An 18,110-nucleotide genomic window follows, 5' to 3' on the forward strand; every position below is an offset into this window, starting at 1 on the left:
AAGAACACAAGGTTGATAGGTCGGAGGTGTAAGCATGGTAACATGTTCAGCTGACCGATACTAATAGATCGAGGGCTTGACCAAATATAGTAAATTAAATATGTGCAATTTTGAAAGAACAAAATCTTTCAAAAAATATGTTGACAAATTTCTTGAAATTTGATAACATAGATATGTCATCTGGTGATGATGCTCTTTAGGGTAACACCCGTTTTCCATTCCGAACACGAAGGTTAAGCCTATAGAGGCCGATGGTACTGCACGGGAGACTGTGTGGGAGAGTAGGTGGTTGCCAGGTCATGGATCTTTAGCTCAGTTGGTTAGAGCAACCGGCTCATAACCGGTAGGTCCGGGGTTCGAGTCCCTGAAGGTCCACCATTTTTGGGGGTATAGCTCAGTTGGGAGAGCACCTGCCTTGCACGCAGGGGGTCAGGAGTTCGAATCTCCTTACCTCCACCAAAAACTCTAAACAATATTGTTTAGAGTTTTTTTATTTTCTTAAATTCTAAAAATCTTAAATTATTTATATTCTAGTAAATTTCATTTCAAAATTAAAATTTTCCACATATTTAATAAGATAAAGAACAAGTTATCCACAAAAACATAATTATTACCTGTGATTTAGTGGATAAATATTTTAACGGAAAGATAATATATAATAATTGTATTTATATGGTATAATTTACTTTATTAACATTATTTAAAATAGAAGGTGATACAAAAGATGCTTTATAGAATAAAACAAGTTTTATGGGCGCTTTCTGCAAATTTTAAAGAATTAGATTATGATTATGTTAGCTCATTTTTAAATAGTGAAGAATTAAAATTATTTTTAAAGTTAAAAAAAGGAGAGCAGTTTCATTGTATAAAAGTTTCTAAAGAGTGTGTTTCTATAGCTATAAAAAATGGAATAACTTCTAAAGAAAAGCTTTTTGAAATAGCTAAATTAGGTTTATTACATGATATAGGAAAACTATATTATCCATTGAATTTAGTTAAAAAATCTCTTTTAGTTTTAGGTAAAAAAATTTCTAAAAATAAAATACAAAAATATCAAAATATAAAGGCTATATATATTTACTATAACCATGCTTTTAAGGCTTTTGATTATTTAAATGAAAAAAATTACAATAAGAATTTTGTAGAAGCAATAAAAAATCATCATTCTTATAATGGGGACAATAAAAATATATTTTTAAGTATATTAAAAGAAGCTGATGATAAAAATTAATTTTTATATATAAATTTAAGCTTAGTTAAATAGAATTTTATTAAAGCTATTTATATTATTAATAAACATAAAATAATAAAATAAACTAATTTAAATCTAATAGTTAGGGAGTAAGGGACCTTAATTTATTAGATTTAATAATATACTTTCTTATAAGTAAAATAATATAGTTTATATGAAAAATATTTATATTTATAATTTTTTGACCTTTAATTTAAATTTAAGATTTAAATATATTTTTTATTATTTTATTTTAAAATAATATTTTTGCTTTAATTTAATTAATATATGAAATATTTAATTTTAAGGAGGGGGAATTTTGAAAAGTAAAATACGTAATATTATTATTTTTAGTATCTTACTTATAGTTGTAATTTTTTTCGTTTCAACTAATTTTATAATAAATCTTCAATGGTTTAACGAAGTAGGATATTTAAACGTATTTTTTACTAAGCTTATTGCTATTTGTAAGTTATTTATTCCGATATTTGCTTTGTATTTTATTGCTATAGCTATATATTTATTAACCTTAAGAAATAGTATTAAAAGTTTAGTTGGGGATGAAAAGTTTAAAAGTACTAAAAAATATTTTTGGATTTTTAATTTAGTTATTTCTTTTTTTGGTGCAGGAGTTACAGCTATAACTCAATGGTACAAAATATTATTGTTTAGCAATTCTGTTTCTTTTGGGGAAATAGACCCTATTTTTAAAAAGGATGTATCTTTTTATGTATTTAAGTTGCCGTTAATACAATCTATATTAAGCACAGCTATTTCTTTAATAATAGTTTTAGTTATAATAACAGTTATTATATATTTAGTTTTAGGTATTAAGGATAAAATAATTCAAAGTAAAGATAATGTTATAAGTATAAATAACAAGGCTTATGGAATAAGAAAATTTGCTGGAAAGCAGTTAGCAGTTTTAGCATCAATTCTTTCTTTATTAGTTGGAGGAAGTTATTTGCTTAAGTCTTACAACTTAGTTTACAGCACTAGGGGAGTAGCCTATGGAGCTAGTTATACGGATGTTAAAATAACTATGACTTTTTATAAGGTTATAGCTATAGTATGTTTAATATCAGCTATAGTAGTTTTTATTTCTATTTTAAAATTAAAATTTAAACCAATTGTTATTTCTATTGCAACAGTTGCAGTATTAATTGTTTTAGAGCCTGTAGTTGCTTTAATTACTCAACAGTTTGTTGTTAAACCAAATGAAATGGAACTTGAAAAACCCTATATAGCTCATAATATTGAAGCTACTAAAAGAGCTTTTAATATTGATAAGATAGAAGTTAAGGAAATGGAGCCTAATGAAAATATAACTAGTGAAAAAATTAATAATAATAAAGATATTATTGAGAATTTAAAGGTAAACTCTACAGGACCTCTTTTAAGTTTTTATAAACAAGTTCAACTTATAAAAAATTATTATGAATTTAATGATGTTGATACTGATAGATATAAAATAAATGATGAATATACTCAAGTTTTTATATCACCAAGAGAAATAAATAGAGATTCTATGACTACTTGGCAAAATAAGCATCTTAGATATACTCATGGTTATGGAGTTGCAATGAGTAGAGTAAATAGTGTAACTGAATTTGGACAACCTGATTTTGTAATGAAGGATATACCTACAGTTAATACTGCAAATATAGATTTAGAAAATCCAAGAATATATTTTGGAGAAAGTGATAATGACTATGTAATTGTAAATACTGAAGGTGGAGAGTTTGATTATCCAACTGGAGATACTGAAAATACATTTAACTATAATGGAACTGGTGGATTAAAAATGACACCTTTAAATAGAGTGTTATTTAGTATTTATGAAAAGAATCCTAAAATATTAATGTCTAGTTCAATAACTTCTGAAAGTAGAATAATACTAAATCGTAATATTATGAAGAGAGTTAAGACTATAGCACCATTTTTATCTTATGATAGTGACCCATATATAGTTATTCATGATGGAAGATTAGTTTGGATGATGGATGCTTATACAACAACAGATAAATATCCTTTTTCAGAACCTCATGAAGGAGTTAATTATATAAGAAATTCAGTAAAGGTTGTAGTTGATGCCTTTAATGGAACAGTTGACTTTTATATAGCTGATGATAAAGACCCTATAATTAATGCATATGCCAAGATATATAAGGGTTTATTTAAGCCTTTATCAATGATGCCAAAAGATTTAAAGGAACATTTTAGATATCCTCAAGATTTATTTGAGTTACAAAGTAAGGTTTTAACTAAATATCATGTAGATGACCCTATAAAGCTATTTACTGAAGAAGATTTATGGGATAGGTCTTTAGAGGTTGTTAAACAAGGTGGAGAGATTGAAAGAGAAGAAAATTTAGATGAAAAATTTGCTCTTAAATTAAGAGAAGAAAATAAAATAATAGAAGATGAAAATGAAGGGCTTTACCTTATGACAAAGTTACCAGGAGAAGAAAAGGTTGAAATGATGCTTTTAGATTATTTCAATATGAGAGGAAAGCAAAGTATGGTAGCACTTTTAGGAGCTAGAATGGATGGAGAAAATTATGGAGAATTAGTAATGTATAAATTCCCACCACAAAGAACTATATATAGCCCTATTTTATTTAGAAATAGAATTCAACAAGACCCTAATATATCTAAGGAGATAAGCCTTTGGGAAGGAAAAGGTTCAGAGGTTATTTATGGAGATTTAGTTATAGTTCCTATAGAGGATTCTTTATTGTATTTAAATACAATTTATTTAAAAGCTAGTTCTGAAAATAGTATGCCAGAGATGAAGAGAGTAATTCTTTCTAATGGTGATAAAATAGTTATAGAAGAAAATGTAGAAAAAGCACTATTAAAGCTATTTAACTATAGCGAAGAAAATAGCAATATTGAAGAAAATGATGCAGAGGAAAACAAGGAAGAAGTTACTTCAGGTAGTGGAGATATAAAAGAAGCAGCAGGGTTATTTAATAAAGCTATAGAAGCTCAGAAAAATGGAGAGTGGGCAACTTATGGAGAACTTATTGATAAGTTAGGAAATTTATTAAATAAGCTTTCTAAGGAATAATTTTATTTTAAGCATGTTAAGTATATTTTTATATTTACTTAACATGCTTTTGCATTTCATAAATTTATGAAGGCGTATAATAGTTTAATGATTTTATGTTATAATTCTTATTGTAATATATCTAAGAGCTAGGGGTGAAGCATGTGGATTATGATGTATTGATATTAGGTGGAGGAATAATAGGATGTTCTGTTGCATATGAGTTGTCAAAGTATAACTTAAATATAGCTCTTATAGAGAAAGATTTTGATATTGCAGATGACGTATCTTTTGTTAATACAGCAATTGTTTATGACGGTTCTGAATGTAAGGATAATTTAATGAGTTATTTAGAAAATATGGGAAATATGATGCTACCTGAAATAACTAAAAAGTTAAAGGTTCCCTTTAAGAGAGTTGGTCATTTAACAATTGCAGATAGTGATGAGACAGTTAAAATAATTGAAGAAAATTATAATAGGGCAAAATCTAGAGGAATAGAGAATATCTATTTAATTGATGAAGAAAGAGCAAGAGAGATTGAGCCAAATTATAAAGGGGAAATAAAGAAAGCTATGTATTCGGAAAATATAGCTGTTACAAGTCCGTATGATTTAGCTATAGGATTTGCAGAAATAGCTTATGATAATGGAGTTAGCTTTAGATTAGAAGAGGTAGTTTTAGATATACAAAGTATAGCTAAGGGTTTTAAGGTAACAACTAACAAAAATAAATTTACTTGTAGATTTGTTATTAATACAACTCCTAGTGAACACTATACTATAGATCAGGATAAGGATTATGAGCAAAAAAATGCTCTAAAAACTTATTATTTATTATTAAATGATGAAATAAAAGAGAAAACTTCTAATATAGTTGTGAAGTTAAAAAATGAAGAAGAGTTTATTATTCAAAAAAATACAGTTAATGGGGACACCTTAATAGGTATAAACTCAAATAATTCTTTAGGATTTATGAAATCATTAAAAATAGCTAAAGAGATGATAAATAGCATAAGTAGAAAGCATGTTAAGGATATTTTTTATGATAATCATAATCAGGATAGAATGATTATAGATGATAGTAGAAAGAATAAAGGTTATATAAAGGTTATGGGAAACCATTATGGTGAAGTTACTATAGCACCAGCTGTATCTAAAATAATATGTGATGAGATAATAGATAAATTAAATTGTAGCTTAAATAAAAATTTCATAGATAAAAGAAGGGAATTTTATCGTTTTAGAGAATTATCTAATGAAGAAAGAAATGAACTTATATCTTTAGACAAAAGATATGGTAAAATAGTTTGTCTTTGCAATGGAATTAGTGAAGGGGAGATTGTAGATTGCATAAGACGTCCTTTAGGTGCAAGAACTGTTGAGGGAGTAAAAAGAAGAACAGGTGCTACCTTTGGAACTTGTCATGGGGCTTATTGTATAAGTAAAATAATAAATATACTAGCAAGAGAACTTGAGAAAAAACCTACAGAAATAGTTGAGGACTCAAAAAATTCTAAAGTATTAGCCTCTAGAATTAAAGAATTTAATAAGGTTTAAAGAGGTGATTTTATGCATAAGGATATATTTACTAGTGTAGTTAGAGTTAGGGGATCTAAAAAGTATAATGTGGTTCCTGTAAAAAGCAATAAACCTGTGGAGATTTCTAAGTGGATTGATTTTTCAAATGTACTAAGTAGACTATATGTTGGAGTACCAACTGAAAGTGGAAATATAGTATGTAAAAATATAATGAATACAGGAGTAGACATTATTTGCACAAAAAATCTTCCAAAGGATAGTTAAGAATTGACAAAAATCAAATATTAAAGTATATTCTTAATATATTATATTTAATTTAATAATAAAACCTTTGAGCAGGCTAGTAATGTTATATATTGATTTCAGAGAGTTAGTGGTTTTTGGTGTGAACTAACACAATATTTTCATGAATCCACCTGTGAGGGACTGTGATGAGCAGTACGGATTAACCGTTAGATTTTTTAAGAGGATAAAATTTTTAATTTTATCAATTAGGGTGGCAACGCGGAGTCTTTTCGTCCCTTTTTATAGGGAAAGAAGGCTCCTTTTTTATATAAATTTTTAGTTAACAAATTTAAAATATATAAATAGGTTTCTTGAAAGGAGAATGGCAATGTTAGATTTAAAAAAGTTAAGAAGTAATACTGAAGAAGTAAAAAAAGCTTTGTCTAATAGAGGTGAGGACTTCGATGTAAATGTTATAGATGAGGTTATAGCTTTAGATGAAGAGAGAAGAAAAATCTTAGTTGAAGTTGAGGCTCTAAAAAAGAAAAGAAATGAAGTTTCAGCTGAAATTCCAAAAAGAAAGAAAGCTGGAGAAGATGTTACAGAAGTAATGGCTGAAATGAGAGAAATAGGAGATAAAATAAAAGCTGATGATGCTAGAGTTTCTGAATTAAATGATAAAATAACTTATATTATGCTAAGAATTCCTAACATACCAAACCCAGCTGTTCCAGAGGGAGATAGTGACGAAGACAATGTTGAAATAAAGAGATGGGGAGAGCCTACTAAATTTAACTTTGAGCCAAAAGCACATTGGGATTTAGGAACAGATTTAGATCTTTTAGATTTTGAAAGAGGCGGAAAAATTGCAGGTTCAAGATTTACAGTTTACAAAGGAATGGGAGCTAGATTAGAAAGATCTATAATTAATTATTTCTTAGATAAGCATACTTTTGAAAATGGATATACAGAGGTATTACCTCCATACATGGTAAATAGAGATAGTATGATTGGTACTGGTCAACTTCCAAAGTTTGAAGAGGATGCTTTTAAGGTTGAGAATAATGGATATTTCTTAATACCAACAGCAGAAGTTCCTGTAACTAACATGTATAGAAACGAAACTTTAGAAGGAGATAAACTTCCAATAAAACATGCTGCATATAGTGCTTGTTTTAGAGCAGAGGCTGGTTCAGCAGGAAGAGATACAAGAGGTCTTATAAGACAACATCAATTTAATAAGGTTGAATTAGTTAAGTTTTGTAAACCAGAAGAAAGTTATGAAGAATTAGATAAATTAGTTCAAGATGCAGAATCAGTATTACAAGGATTAGGACTTCCATATAGAATAGTTAGAATATGTAAAGGTGATTTAGGATTTACTGCTGCATTAAAATATGATATAGAGGTATGGATGCCAAGTTATAATAGATATGTTGAAATTTCAAGTTGTTCAAACTTTGAAGATTTCCAATCTAGAAGAGCTAATATAAAATATAAAAATTCACCAAAAGAAAAACCACAATTTGTTCATACATTAAATGGTTCAGGAGTTGCAATTGGAAGAACTGTAGCTGCTATATTAGAAAACTATCAACAAGAAGATGGTACAGTAGTTATACCAGAAGCTTTAAAAGAATATATGAGATGTGATTTATTAAAATAATTTATTTATTAGATTTGTATAAAAAACGGTATTTTTAATACCGTTTTTTATTTTTGTATCAAATACAGTTTTATTAACATAGTATAAATTAGGTGAAATAAAAGAGAGGTGTAATTTATGAATTATAGATATAATAGCTGTGGATGTAAATGGAATAAATATGATGATGACCATGAAAATAATATAAATAAAACTGATAAATGTGAAAATCTAGAGAGAATTTCTTATGATTTAACTAGGAATAGTAAGGAGTTAAGAGAAAGACTTAATGAAAAAATTAAGAATAGAGAAAGCTTACAAAAGAAAATAAAAGAATTAGAAGAAGAGTTGAATAGTTTAAGAAGAAAAGAAGAAAGCTTATTTAATGATATTTCTAATTTAGAAGAAAATTTAAATAGAGTTACTTTAGAAGCATTTAAAAATTTATTTGATACTATAGAGTGTTATAAAGTTTATAGCGAAAATAATAATAAGCCTGAAAAACCAGAAAGACCTAATTGTGGTTGCGGATGTTATTATAGAGATAGATAATATGTTTTTTATTTAAATTAGTTTTTATCAAGATATTTTATCAAGATATTTTATCAATAATAATAAAATATCTTGTTTTTTTATAAAAAAGTGTTGACATATATATATTTAGTTGATATAATTGTTATCGTACCGCGGAGAGATGGTCGAGTTGGTTTAAGGCACCGGTCTTGAAAACCGGCGTGCGTGTGAGCGTACCATGGGTTCGAATCCCATTCTCTCCGCCATTTTTTTTATAAAAAATTAAAATGGGATATTATGGAGAATTACTCAAGTGGCTGAAGAGGCTCCCCTGCTAAGGGAGTAGGTCGGGCAACCGGCGCCCGGGTTCAAATCCCGGATTCTCCGCCAAAGCATCTAGTTTACTAGGTGCTTTTATTATGTTTAAGGCAAAGCCATAAATATTATTTAGTCTTTGATTCATTTCTTTTATATAAAAGTTTTTAATATAACACATTAGAAAAAATATATTTTTATATACAAAAATTGTTAATATAAAATTTATAGATAATATAATTATGTTTATATGTAAAAATGTATAATTTAATTATATTAATTTTAATGGGGGGAGATATTTTGAAAGGATCATCAGGTCCAGTTAGACCTAAAAAACCAAAAAGATCAACAGCATACACACTATCATTATACTTAGGTTGGAGTAGTATTTTTGCAGCATTATACTTTTTTATTGTGGGGTTACCTTTTTCAATACCTGGAATTATTGCTGGTTATATAGCTGTTAAAAAGCATAATGAAGGGAAATTTCCATTAATATTAAATATAATAGGGTTTGTTTTAACAGTATTTACTTGGATATTATTTGTTAAAATCCCATTAACATAATAATTTGAAAAAAGATACTATAAATGAGAGAAAAAAATAGTATCTTTTTTAAAAAAATAGTTGACATATAAAATAAAAGTGATATAATAATAAATGTGTCGAGCATGGAGAGATGGTCGAGTTGGTTTAAGGCACCGGTCTTGAAAACCGGCGTGCGTGTGAGCGTACCATGGGTTCGAATCCCATTCTCTCCGCCACAAGTGGAGAATTACTCAAGTGGCTGAAGAGGCTCCCCTGCTAAGGGAGTAGGTCGGGCAACCGGCGCCCGGGTTCAAATCCCGGATTCTCCGCCAAAAGCATCTAGTTTATTAGATGCTTTTTTTTATTTTAAGAATATATTTATATATTAAAAATATATTTTATATAGGAAAAAGTTTTTGGAGTTATTAATGAAAATTGAAAAACTACATGATTTAAAGAATAGTTCTAAAAGGATTATTTTTAATAATGATTCTAAAATTGTGTTTTTTAGTGATTGTCATAGAGGTGATGGCACATATAAGGATAGTTTAGCTCCTAATATAAATATATATTTATCAGCTATAAGGTATTATTATAAAAATAACTTTACTTATATAGAAGTTGGTGATGGTGATGAACTTTGGAAATTTAATAACATACAAGAAATATATGATATGAATTATGAGGTTTATGAAATATTAGAAAAATTTAAAGAAAAAAATAGACTTTATATGCTATATGGAAATCATGATATAGATAAGTCTAAGATAAATTTTTTAAAAAGAAGCAAGAGAAAGAATAGATTTAGTCATAGTGCTATTAATTTTTATAATGATTTAAAGATATATGAGGCCTTAGTTCTTTTTCATGAAGAAAGTAAAAAAGATTTTTTCATAATTCATGGACATCAAGTTGATTTTTTAAATAATGAATTAGCATTTTTATCAAAATTTTTAGTTAGATATGTTTGGGCTATTTTAGAAGCTTTTTTAGGATTTAAGGACCCTACAAGTCCAGCAAAGAGTAATAATAAGAGAAATTTATTTGATGAGAAAATTAGAGTTTGGGCTAAAGAAAATGAAACTAGGATAATTTTAGGCCATACTCATAAAACTTTATTTCCTAAAAGCAAAAAAGAATCTACTTATTTTAATATTGGATGTTGTGTTTTGCCAAGAACTGTTACAGCTATTGAAATAGTTAAAGGAGAAATTTCTCTTATAAAATGGACAATAAAGGTTAATGATAAGGGCGCTTTATTTGTTGGTAGAGATATTATAGGTGGACCTGTTAAAATAGAAAATTACTAATAAAAAACTCTAATGTTTTAAATAAAACATTAGAGTTTTTTATTTGAACAAATTTTTATTTCAATAGATTAATTAATCATGTTTTTTGTCCTTAGTCTTATTTTTTTCAGATTTTGCTTTTTCCTCGCGTTCTTTTTCTTCTCTTTCTTGCTCATCAAGGAAACAAGCCATTGGATTTCCAAGTTTAGTTTCGATTTCAGCAGTAGCATCTACGAACTTTTTAAATGTGTCACTAATCTTCACTTTAAATACCCCCTACTGGTTAATAACCATATTAAATAATTATGATTTCACCATTATTATATAATGGATTTTAATGGATTTCTACAATAAAATAACTCATATAAATTTTTTCTTATATTGCTATTTAAAAGTTAAAATTAAGTATAAAATGTTAGTATACTTAAGCGAGAATTTTTGAATATATAAATAATTAAGAGGTGAAAAAATGGGATTAAAAATTATATATGGAAGAGCTGGTACTGGTAAAAGTTCTTTTTGTATAAATGAAATAAAAAAAAGAATAAATAATTCTTCTAAAAATAAATTAGTATTGATTGTCCCTGAACAATTTACATTTCAAACTGAAAATAAAGTCTTAAAAGAGATAGGAGAAAAATATGTTTTAAGAGCTGAAGTTCTTAGCTTTAAAAGACTTGCTCATAATGTCTTTAATGAATGTGGTGGAACAACAAAAACTATTATGGGCAATGCAGGGAAAAGTATGTTGATTTTTAAAGTTTTAGAGGACTTAAGTGATAAGATGATTATTTTTGAAAATGTATCTAAACAAAAAGGCTTTATAGATATTGTTTCTGAAATTATAAGTGAGTTTAAAAAATATAATGTAGATGAACAGGTTTTAGATTTAAATGTTATTGATAAAATAGAGGATGCAAATTTAAGAATGAAAATAGAAGAATTAAAGGATATTTTTGTTGAGTTTAATTCTAGATTGCATGAAGCTCATATAGATGAGGAGGATAAACTTACCTTATTAAAGGATAGATTAGATGATTGTTCTTTATATGATGATTCAGAGATTTGGATAGATGAATTTAGTAGCTTTACGCCTAATCAATTAAGTATTATAGGTAAGTTATTAAAAAAAGCTAAAAATGTAAATATAACTTTATGTATGGATGATAAAGCTGAAAAGGGAGATAACAATATTTTCTTTACTACTAAAAAAACAGAAAATAGTTTGCTTAAATTAATAGAAACTGAAAATATTCCTTTTAGTGGGTATTTAAATTTAAATAATGGAGTTCCTTATAGGTTTAAAGAGAATAAAAATCTTGCTTATTTAGAAAATAATTTATATTTTTATTCCTCTAAAGGATATAAAGGTGAATGTGATAGTTTAAGGTTGTATAGAGCAAATAATAATTATGATGAGGTAGATTTTATTGCAAAGGATATATTAAGACTTATTAGAGAGAAAGGATATAGATTTAAGGATATTTCAATTATAAGTCAAGATATAGAGGGCTATGAGAAAATTATATCTGCAATATTTTCAGAATATGAAATACCTTATTATATAGATAAAAAGATAGATATATCTAGTAATCCTCTTATTGTTTTTATTAATTCTGCTATAGATATAATAAGTAAAAATTGGACATATGAGAATATGTTTAAATATCTTAAAACTGGACTTCTTAAAGAGTTTAGTGGAATTGAAGGAGCAGAACTTATTGATGAATTAGAAAATTATGTTTTAGCTTATGGAATTAAGGGGAACAAGTGGAAGGAACCTTGGGTTAATTATAGTTTTAATATTTTAAAAGAGGAAGAAATATCTGAGGAAGATAAGGAAGCCTTAGAAAAATTAAATGCTATAAGAGAGGTTATAGTTTCTCCTTTAGAAGAACTTTATGAAAGTTGTAAGGGTAAAAAGACGTTAAAAGAATTTGCTACAATTATTTATGAGTTTTTAGATGAAAAGTTAAATGTTATGGATACTATTGATGATTATGTTCAGTATTTTGAAAAAAATAATATGACTACAGAAGCTAAGGAGTATTCAGAAGTAAGAGATATTTTTATAGAGGTTTTAGAACAGGCAGTTGATGTTTTAGAAGAGGAGCTTTTAAGTTTAGATGATTTTATGAATATATTAAATATTGGGTTATCTAAATATGAAATGGGACTTATACCAATAGCTTTAGACCAAGTAAGTATAGGGGATATAACAAGGATAAAAAGTAGAGGGGCTAAAGCTTTATATATAATAGGAGTAAATGACGGAGTTTTACCTTCTGCTAAAAAGGATGAAGGTATATTGTCAGATAGTGATAGAGAAATTCTACTTGAAAATGGAGTAAGTTTAGCATCTGATACTAAAAATAAAATTTTTGAAGAACAGTTTTTAGTTTATACAGCTTTTACTATAGCTGAAGAATATTTGGTTGTTACCTATCCTTTAGCTGATTTTGAAGGTAAGTCTCAAAGACCATCTTTTATTGTTCATAGGCTTAAAAAGATATTTCCAAGTATAAAAGAGGAAAGTGATGGTTTTAAGCTTGTTAAAGATAAGTATGATAAAGTTTCTGCTAAAGTTCCTACGTTAAATGAATTAATGATAGCTATTAGAGAAAAGTATGAAGGAAATGAAATAGAAGGCTATTGGAAGTATGTTTATGATTGGTATTTACAACAGCCTAAGTGGAAAGAAAAAATAGATTATATAGTTAAGGGGCTTAAATATACAAATTTAGAAAACAGTATATCAAAGGAAAGAGCAAAAAGACTTTATAGTGATAATAAAAATAAAATTTCTTTAAGTGTTTCTAGATTAGAAAGATATTCACAATGTCCTTTTGCTTATTATATACAATATGGTTTAAAAGCTAAGAATAGAAAGGTATATGAATTTACAGCACCAGATTTGGGAAGTTTTATGCATGAAATATTAGATGAATTTACTAATGAAATAAAGGAAAAAGGATTAAAATGGAATGAACTAAGTAAAGAAAATTGTAGAGATACTATAAATTATTTAGTTGATAAACAGGTTAAAAATAATAAGTCATCTATATTAAATAGTTCTAAGAGATATGAATATTTTACAGAAAGATTTAAAAGGATTCTTACAAAGTCAGTTCTTATAATTAGTGAACAAATGAGAAGAAGTAATTTTGAGATTTATAAAAATGAGTTATCCTTTGGTTCTTATGATGACTTAGATTCAATAAAACTAGAACTTCCTTCAGGAGAAAAATTTTATTTAAATGGAAGAATAGATAGAGTTGATAAATTAGAGTGTGGTGAAGAAACTTATTTAAGAATTATAGATTATAAAACAGGTTCTAAAAAATTTGATTTAAATAAATTTTATTATGGACTTCAAATGCAACTTTTAGTTTATCTAGATGCACTTATAAATAATTCAGAAAATATATTAGAAAGTCAAGCTATGCCAGGGGCAATATTTTATTTTAAAATAGATGACCCTATATTAAAGTCTAAGGGTGATTTAACAGAAGATGAAATAAAAGATGAAATTTTAAAAGAGTTAAAGTTAGAAGGACTTTTATTAAATGATATAGAAGTTGTTAAAGCTATGGATAATAAATTAGAGCCAGGAACTCATTCTCTTATAATTCCTGCAAATATGAAGAAATCTGGGGAGCTAGGTAAAAATAAAGCTTTAATAAGCAAAAATCAATTTGATTTATTAAGAGAATATGTAAATAAAAAAATGATTGAGATATGTCAAGATATGATAGAGGGTAGAATTAATATAGAACCTTGTAAGGAAAATAAAAATACTGTTTGTGATAATTGTGAGTATTCACATATATGCCAGTTTGATTCTAGTTTAGAAGACAACAGGTATAAAGTTATTGTTAAGAAAAAAGATGAGGAACTTTGGGATAATATAAGTGAGAAGATAGGTGGTGATTTAAATGGGAACTAAGTGGACTAAGGAACAAGAACTAGCTATTAATACTAGAAATTGTAATCTTTTAGTAGCTGCAGCAGCAGGTTCTGGAAAAACTGCTGTTTTAGTTGAAAGAATAATAAAGATGATAACAGATACTGAAAATCCTATTGATATAGATAGATTATTAGTTGTAACATTTACTAATGCTGCAGCCTCTGAGATGAGAGAAAGAATAGGAGATGCTATATCTAAAGCTTTAGAGAAGGACCCAAATTCTAAGGTTTTACAGAGACAATTAGCACTTTTAAATAGAGCTAGTATAACAACTATGCATTCTTTTTGTTTAGAAGTTATAAAAAATAATTTTCATTTAATAGATTTAGACCCTGGGTTTAGGATAGGGGACCAAACAGAATGTGAGCTTATAAAGCAGGATATTTTAGCAGACCTTTTTGAAGAAATGTATAGTAAGGAAGATAAGTGCTTTAAGGATTTAGTTGAGGCTTATGGGGGCAGTAAAAGTGATGATAAATTAAACAATATAATATTTAAATTTTATAATTTTATAATGAGTGGACCTTGGCCAGAAAAGTGGTTAGAGGAAAAGGTTAGTGAATTTCAAATAAAGTCCGTAGAAGAACTTGATAGTAAAGAGTGGGTAAATGTATTAAAAGAAAGCATACTTTTAGATTTAAACAATGCTAACTCAATGCTTAATCAAGCTAAAGGAATTGCTGAAATGGATGAGGGGCTTGAGCCTTATCTAATTAATATATATCCTGAAATAGAACAGGTTCAAGAGCTTAAGGAAGAATTAAATAATGGTATAGTAAAGTTTTATAATAAGCTTATGGGTGCTAAGTTTGGAAGATTAAAGTCTGTTAGAAAGACAAAGGTTAATGATGAAAGAGCTTTAGAGAAAACTAAAAATCTTAGAGATGAAAGCAAAAAAATAGTAGAAAATTTAAGAGATAATGTTTTTGAAACTTCTTTAGAAGAAGCTATTTTAGGAATGAATAAGATGTATAGACTAATGAATTGTTTAAAGGATTTAGTAATTGAATTTTCTAATAAATATAGAGATAAGAAAAGAGAAAAGGATATTTTAGATTTTAATGATTTAGAGCATCTTTGCTTAAAAATATTAATAGATAAAGATGAGAAGGGAAACATAATTCCTTCTAAAGTTGCTTTAGAATTTAGAGATAAGTTTGAAGAGGTTTTAGTTGATGAATATCAAGACAGTAATACTATTCAAGAAACAATTGTAGGAATGGTTTCAAGAAGAGATGTTGAAAATCCTAATGTATTTATGGTTGGAGATGTTAAACAGAGTATATATAAGTTTAGACAAGCTAATCCTGACCTTTTTTTAGATAAGTATATAAATTATAAAGAGGATTTAGGATTAAATAGAAAAATAATGCTTTATAAAAATTTTAGAAGTAGAGAAGAAGTTATAGATGGAGTAAATTATATCTTTAAAACTTTAATGAGTAGTACTGTTGGAGAGCTTGAATATGATGAGAAAGAAGCCCTTAATTTAGGAGCTTTATATGAAGAACTAAGTATTTATAATGTTGAAAAGGAATATAAAAGTGAAATAGAAAATTTAAAATTTGCAGGTCCTATAGAAGTTGAGATATTAAATAAATCTGGTGAAAAAGGATTTATTGAAAAAGAGATTGAGGAAGAAAGTGATGAGGAAGAGGACTTAGATTCAATACAGTTAGAAGCTAGAATTATTGGAAATAAGATTAAAGAATTAATGTTTCCTAAGAATAAAAAAGCATATATGGTTTTTGATAAGAATTTAGGAAAGTATAGGAAGATAAAATATAAGGATATAGTTATTTTGCTTAGAGCTACTAAGAACTGGGCTGAAACCTTTGTTGATGAACTAGGAACTTATGGTATACCTGTTTATGCAGATACAGGTACAGGATATTTTGAAACAATTGAGATAAGAACTATTTTGTCATTATTGCATATAATTGATAATCCTATGCAAGATATTTATATTTTATCTTCTTTACGTTCACCTATATTTTCTTTTACAGCTAATGAGTTTGCTGATTTAAGACTATTAGATAAAAATAAATACTTTTTTGAAATAATAAAGGGTGTTGTAAATAGTGAGTACGATAATTTAATATCTATTGAGTTAAAGGAGAAGTGTAAATATTTTTTGAAAAACTTAAATAGGTGGAGAGAGAAAGCATCATATATGCCTATAGATGAGTTTATATGGTTTTTATATTCAGATACATCTTACTATGGGTATGTTGGTACAATGCCAAATGGAATTCAAAGACAGGCAAATTTGAAAATATTATTCCAAAGAGCTAGACAGTATGAAGCTACAAGTTTTAAGGGGTTATTTAATTTTATAAACTTTATAAATAAGCTAAAAAAATCTTCAGGGGATATGGGAAGTGCAAAAATTCTTGGAGAGAATGAAGATGTTGTTAGAATAATGAGTATTCATAAGAGTAAGGGGCTAGAGTTTCCAGTTGTTATTTTAGGAGGGACTGGAAAGCAGTTTAATAAAAGAGACTTACGAGAAGATATACTTTTACATGAAACTTTAGGTATTGGAACAAATTGTATAGATGTAGATAAGAGAATAAGGTATGATACTCTTCAAAAAAATGCTATAAAGAAAAAATGTGAATTAGAAGTTTTATCTGAAGAAATGAGAATATTATATGTTGCCTTTACAAGAGCAAAGGAAAAATTAATTATAACAGGAGCAGTTTCAGACTTTGAAAAAGCCTGTGAAAGATGGTGTAATTTTGTAAGTGAAGGTGATAATATTATTAATCCTAGTAATGTTTTAAAGGGAAGAAGCTATTTAGATTGGATTTGCATGGCTTTAGCTAAACATAAAGATGGAGATATTATAAGAAATATAGGAAATTTAGAATTTAATTTAAGTGTAAATGATAATTCTAAGTGGGCTTTTAAGCTTTGGAATAAAGGCGAGCTTTTAGAGAAAGAGAATGATAAAAAAGAAGTTACAAATGAGTTTAATTTTGATAATTGGGATAAGGAAAAAAGTAAGGAAGATTATATAGAAGTAAAAAATAGATTAGATTTTAAATATAAATATATAGAATCTTGTAATATTCCATCAAATATATCTGTAACTGAGTTAAAAAGCCTTAAGAATGAGGAAGAAAGTATTAGTGAAAGTTATGGAGAGTTTGATAATTATAAAGAAAAAGAAGAAGAAAATAAAATAAAAAGAAAGCCTAAATTTATGCAAGAAAAAATAAAGGATTTTTCAGCAGCTAAAAAGGGAACTATAACACACTTTGTAATGCAACATATTTCTTTAGATAAGGTTAATAGCATAGAAGAAATATGTGAAGAAGTTAATAAAATGGTTGAAAAAGAACTTTTAACAGAAGAAGAAGGAAAGGTAGTAAATATATTTAAAATACAAAAATTCTTTAAAAGTGATTTAGGTAAGAGATTATTAAAAGCATATAAAGAAGGAAGAAAAATATATAGAGAGTTACCTTTTATAACTGAAATTCCTGTTAGCGTTATAAAAGATAATATTAATGATGAGGTAGAAGATGATGAAAAGCTTAGATTACAAGGTATTATAGACCTTTTCTTTGAAGAGGAAGGTGGATATGTTCTTTTAGATTATAAAACAGATTATGTTAAGAAAGATGAAGAACAGATATTTAAAGAAAGATATGAAAATCAAATTAAATTATATAGATTTACATTAAATAAAATTTTAGGAGAAGAGGTCAAAGAGGCTTATCTTTACTCCTTTTATCTTGAAAAAGCTTTAAAATATAATTAATCTTAAAAGTATATAATGACTACTTTGAAGATACA

Annotated in this window: 11 protein-coding genes, 6 tRNA genes, 2 rRNA genes and 1 other annotated feature; of the genes, 18 read left to right on the plus strand and 1 reads right to left on the minus strand. The window is 27.1% G+C overall.

Annotated features, from left to right (window positions below):
• The 16 genes from AC4FRL_RS10875 to AC4FRL_RS10950 form a co-directional block, all read left to right on the plus strand.
• Positions 1-84: ribosomal RNA gene (locus AC4FRL_RS10875) — 23S ribosomal RNA — on the plus strand; the annotation flags it as partial.
• Between the two features lie 95 nt (positions 85-179).
• Positions 180-298 (plus strand): 5S ribosomal RNA (rrf, locus tag AC4FRL_RS10880).
• 3 nt (positions 299-301) lie between these two features.
• A tRNA-Ile gene (locus AC4FRL_RS10885) sits at positions 302-378 on the plus strand.
• 5 nt (positions 379-383) lie between these two features.
• Positions 384-459 (plus strand) — tRNA-Ala (locus AC4FRL_RS10890).
• 265 nt (positions 460-724) lie between these two features.
• Entirely contained in the window at positions 725-1,231 is a 507-nt protein-coding gene (locus tag AC4FRL_RS10895; protein WP_491140257.1) for an HD domain-containing protein, read from the plus strand.
• Between the two features lie 319 nt (positions 1,232-1,550).
• The gene (locus AC4FRL_RS10900; RefSeq protein ID WP_491140258.1) at positions 1,551-4,304 is read left to right on the plus strand and encodes a UPF0182 family protein; all 2,754 of its coding nucleotides are present in this window, start codon (positions 1,551-1,553) and stop codon (positions 4,302-4,304) included.
• 143 nt (positions 4,305-4,447) lie between these two features.
• The gene (locus AC4FRL_RS10905) at positions 4,448-5,842 is read left to right on the plus strand and encodes an NAD(P)/FAD-dependent oxidoreductase (RefSeq protein WP_491140259.1); all 1,395 of its coding nucleotides are present in this window, start codon (positions 4,448-4,450) and stop codon (positions 5,840-5,842) included.
• A 12-nt stretch (positions 5,843-5,854) separates the two neighbouring features.
• Positions 5,855-6,088, plus strand: coding sequence for a DUF1667 domain-containing protein (locus tag AC4FRL_RS10910; RefSeq protein WP_491140261.1), 234 nt, complete (start codon positions 5,855-5,857; stop codon positions 6,086-6,088).
• A 58-nt stretch (positions 6,089-6,146) separates the two neighbouring features.
• Positions 6,147-6,350 (plus strand) — a binding site (T-box leader).
• Positions 6,351-6,437: 87 nt separating this feature from the next.
• Complete coding sequence (gene serS, locus AC4FRL_RS10915) at positions 6,438-7,715, plus strand: serine--tRNA ligase (protein ID WP_491140263.1); 1,278 nt, start codon at positions 6,438-6,440, stop codon at positions 7,713-7,715.
• A gap of 117 nt (positions 7,716-7,832) precedes the next feature.
• Positions 7,833-8,246, plus strand: coding sequence for a hypothetical protein (locus AC4FRL_RS10920; protein WP_491140264.1), 414 nt, complete (start codon positions 7,833-7,835; stop codon positions 8,244-8,246).
• 136 nt (positions 8,247-8,382) lie between these two features.
• A tRNA-Ser gene (locus tag AC4FRL_RS10925) sits at positions 8,383-8,473 on the plus strand.
• A gap of 33 nt (positions 8,474-8,506) precedes the next feature.
• A tRNA-Ser gene (locus AC4FRL_RS10930) sits at positions 8,507-8,597 on the plus strand.
• A 225-nt stretch (positions 8,598-8,822) separates the two neighbouring features.
• Positions 8,823-9,089 carry a hypothetical protein gene (locus AC4FRL_RS10935; protein ID WP_491140265.1) on the plus strand — a complete coding sequence of 89 codons (267 nt, stop codon included), beginning with the start codon at positions 8,823-8,825 and terminating at the stop codon, positions 9,087-9,089.
• Positions 9,090-9,195: 106 nt separating this feature from the next.
• A tRNA-Ser gene (locus AC4FRL_RS10940) sits at positions 9,196-9,286 on the plus strand.
• A 5-nt stretch (positions 9,287-9,291) separates the two neighbouring features.
• Positions 9,292-9,382, plus strand: a tRNA-Ser gene (locus AC4FRL_RS10945).
• Positions 9,383-9,478: 96 nt separating this feature from the next.
• Entirely contained in the window at positions 9,479-10,360 is an 882-nt protein-coding gene (locus AC4FRL_RS10950; protein ID WP_491140266.1) for a metallophosphoesterase, read from the plus strand.
• A 72-nt stretch (positions 10,361-10,432) separates the two neighbouring features.
• Here AC4FRL_RS10950 and AC4FRL_RS10955 read toward each other — a convergent pair whose 3' ends face one another.
• Complete coding sequence (locus AC4FRL_RS10955; RefSeq protein WP_491140267.1) at positions 10,433-10,603, minus strand: hypothetical protein; 171 nt, start codon at positions 10,601-10,603, stop codon at positions 10,433-10,435.
• Positions 10,604-10,808: 205 nt separating this feature from the next.
• Here AC4FRL_RS10955 and addB point away from each other — a divergent pair, with 205 nt between their 5' ends.
• Together addB and addA are read left to right on the plus strand one after the other, a co-directional pair.
• Positions 10,809-14,285, plus strand: coding sequence for a helicase-exonuclease AddAB subunit AddB (gene addB, locus AC4FRL_RS10960; protein WP_491140268.1), 3,477 nt, complete (start codon positions 10,809-10,811; stop codon positions 14,283-14,285).
• Entirely contained in the window at positions 14,275-18,075 is a 3,801-nt protein-coding gene (gene addA / locus AC4FRL_RS10965; RefSeq protein WP_491140269.1) for a helicase-exonuclease AddAB subunit AddA, read from the plus strand. The genes addB and addA overlap by 11 nt, the downstream gene beginning before the upstream one ends.
• The last annotated feature ends 35 nt before the right edge of the window (positions 18,076-18,110 follow it).

This window comes from Clostridium sp. TJA032, assembly GCF_058310275.1.

Bases quoted from the DNA above. Each gene is read 5' to 3' on its own strand.
- serS (WP_491140263.1), top strand. From the start codon at position 6,438: ATGTTAGATTTAAAAAAGTTAAGAAGTAATACTGAAGAAGTAAAAAAA.
- AC4FRL_RS10950 (WP_491140266.1), top strand. From the start codon at position 9,479: ATGAAAATTGAAAAACTACATGATTTAAAGAATAGTTCTAAAAGGATT.
- addB (WP_491140268.1), top strand. From the start codon at position 10,809: ATGGGATTAAAAATTATATATGGAAGAGCTGGTACTGGTAAAAGTTCT.
- AC4FRL_RS10920 (WP_491140264.1), top strand. From the start codon at position 7,833: ATGAATTATAGATATAATAGCTGTGGATGTAAATGGAATAAATATGAT.
- AC4FRL_RS10895 (WP_491140257.1), top strand. From the start codon at position 725: ATGCTTTATAGAATAAAACAAGTTTTATGGGCGCTTTCTGCAAATTTT.
- addA (WP_491140269.1), top strand. From the start codon at position 14,275: ATGGGAACTAAGTGGACTAAGGAACAAGAACTAGCTATTAATACTAGA.
- AC4FRL_RS10910 (WP_491140261.1), top strand. From the start codon at position 5,855: ATGCATAAGGATATATTTACTAGTGTAGTTAGAGTTAGGGGATCTAAA.